Here is a 5730-nt window from a genome sequence, read left to right as displayed (position 1 = left end):
TATATAATATATGATAAAAATTTTAATACAGGCATGTAATTTTTATGGTTGTTTTATAGCATGTTCAATATTCAGCATTCCATTTTAGTATTGCTCTGATGTGCTGAGTTATGAATAATGTTAAAAGTGTTCATGCCGTCGCGCTTACTAAAATGGCGAAATTCTAACAATTGCTCTTTTATTTGAATTTGATATTTTTATGACGAAGTAATATGTCATGAGAAGGTTCGAAACTCGACGATGAATTTTGTTGAAGGCCAAAGTCTGACCATCAGGTGGTTTAATTCCATGACGTCCTTGTGTACTTTATTGTTTATGTTTTCTTTATTAATTTGGTGTGGGGTGTTGTGCTCTTCACTAACACGTTGCCTTATGCTTTGCATGCGATGCAAATAAAAACAGAGAAGTAATTTTTGTGCAGGGAACATATTTTCAAAGTTAGAGGTGATGTAATAAAGGAAGTGTGATCTATCAGAGATAACAGGGTCAGAATTTTCCTCCCACAAATGCCTAATCAGGTCGTTCAATGACATGTAGAGTTTTTCGTTTCCGCTGTGCTTCATGTTCTTCACATCAGTTCTGGTCGAGGTAAAACCGGATAAGTAATTATCTGATATTTCTTCACCATGCGCCAGGCGAGTCAATATCTGACTGGCAAAGACTGCAAAATCATTTTCTATGTTCTTACTTAGAATCATGTTGTTGAACTTGTCGGGGTAAAATTCAACAGCAATGTGAGGACTGGGTGGAACCAACCTGGGCATTAACCGGCAACAGTGGCGTTTACAGATGCTCACTCCTGGGATCTGATGTTCACAATGCCAGTAAGGGACACCATATCCCGTTGCATCTTCCCTTGCGCATACAGGGCAAAAATGAAGTTGCATCCTTTGGGATGAGTGGTTGCCTGTAAGCTGATAAAACCATAGCAAACGTGCCGGAGGGCCCGTCAGTTGCCGAAGTGCTTTTGCATAACCGGGCATTGACCATACCCATAGAGGGAACAGGGTTTGTTCCGCCCAGAGAAGCTCAGCGTTTTCGTGACTAGTCTCAGCAATCTCTGTCAGATGCTGGGTCAGGAAAGGATGAAATGAGGACCGGGCTTCCAGCCCGAGGCTCCTTGAAAATTTCTGCACCGGCAGTCCACTTACTGACAAGCTTCTGCAAAGCCGACTAAAAAGGATTTCACCCGGGAATGCTTTTAACAACATATACCACCACGCCATTCCATGTAGTACATCATGTTTCTGTTGAAGGATCGTTGCAAAGCCGGTCGTAGTGTTCCAGGGCACTGTAACGACATTTGTTTTGGCAGAGTGCACGGAACAGGACAGGCTCACACCTTTTGGCTAGGATCGCATCAGTTTGTGCAGTATATTTATTTAACTCTACCGCAAACTCCTCATGCTGGGGGCGGTTCAAATCGGCTGTGACTGTGAATGATTTATGCACCAGTCTTACTGGTTCTTGCCTGATAACAAGGCTGTTGAGGAGGCTTTTACCCTGATTCTTCTGAGGTAATACAGTCTCTTCAGACTCTGATAATTCGGGCAGTTCCTCTTCACAAATGAGAGCGTCTGCCTGGATAAATTCGTCAGCACGACTGGTTAATACGGATTCGGAAAGACCCAACAAAGCGGGTGTAATAACTTCATTACCGGTGCCAATAACTTTTAATTGCGCAGTAACAAATAATCGCTGTGCTATCGCCAGATTTCCTTTCGACAGCTTATGCATTTTAATGTTGAGCTCATCATTAAGTGGAGTGTAGACATTAGTCCACTGATAGCGCCACAGGTACTGAATGAAGGATTGCCAGTCTGACGTCTGGTACGCGAGCGGATTAAGACGAATGAAGCCTGCGGTTTCTGCACGTCTGGCGAAGCGTAACCGTTGGCGCATTTTGTCTTCGAATTCTGGATTTCCGCAAAAGACTAGTGGGACACCTAAGGTATCGACGATGTCATGAAGAAAATTGATAAGCTGTTCATCACCGTTTGTGCGGGTCAGTCTTTGCATTTCGTCAATAACTAGCACGCCAATGAAGGCAGACTTAATTTTCTGAGCGATGAGCCGGAGTAACGTACCTGTCCTTGATGGCGGGGTAGTACGCTTAAGCCCAAGAGCATCGTCGATAGCGGCAAGTAAGATTTCCGTCAGGTCACGTGCTTTCGAATTTGGAGGGCAATTTATTTTAAGCCAGACAACCTGACGAAGAGGGGTAAGATCGTGCCCCTGATAAACATTATGGTCTATGATCTGTGGAAAATGCCCCAGTACCTGCTCAAGCATGGTTGATTTACCCACACCGCTTATGCCAGTAATGGAGAAAGTCCCTGCCCGGGGCCGATGAAATCCATCGCCGAGAGCTTCACCTAAACTTCCCTCTACGCTGTAATGAAGAAACCGAATCGTGTGAATATCAAGTGGGTTACGGTTTGTATAACCTGTTCGCAGAAGTCGTACTATTGCCTTGTAACAGTCGAAGAATATTCCTTGAGGACAGCGGAAGGCATCTATACGATCAATGTACTGTTCACGCACCTCATCGCTTAGTTCACGTTCGTTTTCATTAATTTCAGGAAAATTGCTGAGAGCCAGCATGACATCTTCCCGGGACATGAGGGGAGGGAGTGCTTCTATCAGAGGGTTACCTCTGTATTCTGGCAAATCTGCCTGGTGATATTTTGCATTCACAGTCATGGCTATTTATCCTTCTTGTAAGGATCGTTTTGTTTTGTAAGCCACGCTTTCCTTTCTTCGGGACCTGGTAAAATCACAATGTTGTTTGCTGGGGGAAGTTTGTAATTCTCACTGGTCTTTCTGGAGTCTCCCTGTTGAGCATATAGCACTTCTTTTCTTCGATTTTCCCTTATGTTTTTATAGCGCCCACGACCCTTTTTCCTAAGTGCTGCCAGCAAAATTTCGCCTTCCTGTTCATTAGCTTCAATCAGTTTACGCAATGCCATCGACTCAGGTGTAATAACATTACTGCTCTTAAGCATATCGACAATATCAGAAACAACTTCTGCTTCCATATGAGGAAGGCCCTGAAATATTTTTCGTCTGGACAGCAGTTCCCGTTGCGAAAAAACTGTATCTTTTCCGCTTCTTATATAAATTTTGTCCATGGAGTTATCATTAATCCGCACATCAACACGTGTCTGACCGAAGCTTCTGGCCCTGACCATCTCATCCTCTGAACACTCATAGAATCGATTACCGTATTGAATTCCCTTGCCAGTAATACTTGCGCTGTCCGGGTACAGAAGTCTTGATATAATTTCGTGCTCAGTGATCTGATAACCACCAAAACGGAAGTTAATGATACTTACATTCCAGCTATTGACGGGGGTAGCGATCATATTATGTTCAAGAAGAAGAGGGTTAATATACAGAAGTTCTGTATTCAGGGCATGGTTATACTCATCAACGGCACGTATCATGATTTCTGTAAACGCTTTAAGCGTATAACATGACCTTAATTGTGGCCGGGTCTCACCCCTGACAACAAATCCGCCTCTTGTCGTACCCAGAAGCTTATGGATTGCCTTTTGGTTAAGTATGCGGAACCTGCTTTCAACAACGCCTTTCAGGTCAGCCCTGTAGGAAGGAGCAAACATTAATTCCGTGAAGGGAACAACTGCAGACTGCGTTTTAAGGCCCAGCATTTCTGCATTATCGCAAAGTAACTTTGTTGGTACATGGGCGCATGGCCAGCGGTCATCGCTAATATCATTGATACCAAATAACTGACAGTACTGTCCTTTCGGTGAAAAACAGTTAGCAAGTGCCTGAGATGCTGCTCGCCAGGAAGCATAAAGATAAGACACATGCATGCCGGTTATCATACGGGTTGCACGATCAGCAACGAGATACACTGTCGGTCGCCCAACCACATCTCCCGTTAATTCAGATACCAGATGCACATCAGCAACTGTCGCATCAATTTCGAATACTGAGCCCGGAAGCGTATCAGGGTCAGCAGAAGACCCCGCTAAAGCCCGTTTGTTGAGTAAAAAGTCTCTTTCTGTTGTGCGCCGACGTGCGATCTCAGCAAGAGAGAAAAGTTTAGTGATGCAATATCTGAACTGTGCCAGGGAAGGATAGGGAATGGCGCAGTCCTGAGTTACTGAAGCCAGTTGAGGGAAGTATTCTTCAAGATAGATGCGCCAGCATTCAGCCTGGCTTTTGCCTTTCGGTTTGAGGTAGTGTTTTTTCAGGATTTTTTTTATGTTAGCTGAGTCCCGTTCTCGCATGATGTAGGTTTCTGCTCTGCCGTCAATGAGGGCGCGCCCTTTCTTTTTACGGCCAACAGAAACGGACTTAACTGTTTTTTTGCCCCCATTCCCTCCACTCCTGGCGTATGCTGGCGTCAGTGATTGTTTACCTCTTCCGTATTTCCAGCAGTTCGATAATAATTTTTTTATTGTGGAATAGCTGACGTTGTTGTCCTTTGCATAATTTCTTAACAACGGACTTCGCTCGTTGAGTGCGTACAAAAAGAGAAACTCTGGATCAGACAATAGTGGGCTAATCAGGGCGAAATTCTTATCTCTCCGGCTCCTGTTTTTATCCGGAATATCATTTTCTATGGTCATCATCCATACAGGAATAGGATAGTTGTAGTGCACGATGTTTCTTTCCTGAACGCCCAGCTTAAATTGTTCAATATAAAAAAGTTTCGGACGTGTGATTTTGTTGTCGTTAAGTTCATACAAAACCATGGTCCCTGTTTCCTCGTACAGGGCAAGCACCCGGTACAGGGCATTGGGGAGCCCTTCAATTTTTGAAACTGTCCAGACGGAATTCTTAATTATTTTCATTTGCTAATCCCATGTCGCATGCGCAGTTGCTTAAAACGACAATACATCCATTGCTAACGATGTCCGAGGTGAGATCAACTTCGATGCTTTTGGTTGCTAACATAAATTTCAGCGCGATGAAAGCATCATCAGTGCTGATCCGTAAAGATGAAGCAATTTGTTTTACCATATGAAGAAGAACGTACTGACCGGGAGGAAACGCCCTTAATAAGGACGCATCAAGATGATAATCGGGGAGTCCGTTCATCCTGAAAGGGGCGGTAAACCAGCTAATATTACCACTTTTTATTCTGGTAACCTCTGACCCTGTATATATTTGAAAACGTACATTAATGCCCTCCCAGAACAGTCTCTCAATTTCTTGTTTTTCGGCATTACGTCTGGAAATGATTTCATCAGGTTTCACTGAATAAGACTTATATTTGATGGTTCCGTCCTGGTTTCTAAATGTCAGAACGAAATCTGTTGTCATGACGGCGGGCACTGCTGGCTTATTTGTGTCGCAGACTTTCCTGCGTAATGCCGGATGGGGGACATTAAGAATGTGGGCTATGTTTTGCGTGAGCGTGACGGGGAGAAGCGGAAACTGTTCGCGAATGTCAATTACAGAATCATTGAATTCGGCAAGGTAATAAAACTCGCTTTCAATCCCGGACAGAGTGTTGTGCTGTCTGAACGTTTTCAAACCGCGGATAGCTGAGCGGATGCCCGTTGAGTTGGTAAAGTCTTGTGGTCGCATCCAGGGCTGATAGTTTTCCCCGGTTCCAAGGCCAATCCCGTCCCTGAGTGCTTTTTCATAGCTCTCAAACGATGTAAACCGTCTTCCTCTAAATAGCTTCGCAAAATAGTAGATCACTGAAAGGGAACTCAGCCCGGATTGTGCGATCTGATCAATCGCCAAACA

General features: G+C 44.2%; 4 protein-coding genes. All 4 read right to left on the bottom strand.

The features are described 5' to 3' along the window. Nucleotides 1–215: 215 nt before the first annotated feature. On the bottom strand, nt 216–1211 hold the full coding sequence (locus L6R44_RS24750) for a TniQ family protein (RefSeq protein ID WP_237425692.1): 996 nt from the start codon (nt 1209–1211) through the stop codon (nt 216–218). Between the two features lie 28 nt (nt 1212–1239). Beyond that, nucleotides 1240–2703, bottom strand: coding sequence for an ATP-binding protein (locus L6R44_RS24745; protein ID WP_237425691.1), 1464 nt, complete (start codon nt 2701–2703; stop codon nt 1240–1242). 2 nt (nt 2704–2705) lie between these two features. After that, on the bottom strand, nt 2706–4826 hold the full coding sequence (locus L6R44_RS24740) for a transposase (RefSeq protein WP_237425690.1): 2121 nt from the start codon (nt 4824–4826) through the stop codon (nt 2706–2708). Continuing rightward, nucleotides 4813–5730, bottom strand: a 918-nt coding sequence (locus tag L6R44_RS24735) for a TnsA endonuclease N-terminal domain-containing protein (protein WP_237425689.1), incomplete at its 5' end; no start/stop codon positions are given. The genes L6R44_RS24735 and L6R44_RS24740, both read right to left, overlap by 14 nt.

Origin of the sequence: Enterobacter cloacae complex sp. ECC445, assembly GCF_021892025.1 — a bacterium.
Taxonomy (GTDB): Bacteria; Pseudomonadota; Gammaproteobacteria; order Enterobacterales; family Enterobacteriaceae; genus Enterobacter; species Enterobacter chengduensis.
The sequence above is the reverse complement of the archived record's forward strand: the minus strand, read 5'-3'. Positions and strand labels throughout refer to the sequence as shown.

Bases quoted from the DNA above. Each gene is read 5' to 3' on its own strand.
- L6R44_RS24750 (WP_237425692.1), bottom strand. From the start codon at position 1,211: ATGTTGTTAAAAGCATTCCCGGGTGAAATCCTTTTTAGTCGGCTTTGC.
- L6R44_RS24745 (WP_237425691.1), bottom strand. From the start codon at position 2,703: ATGACTGTGAATGCAAAATATCACCAGGCAGATTTGCCAGAATACAGA.
- L6R44_RS24740 (WP_237425690.1), bottom strand. From the start codon at position 4,826: ATGAAAATAATTAAGAATTCCGTCTGGACAGTTTCAAAAATTGAAGGG.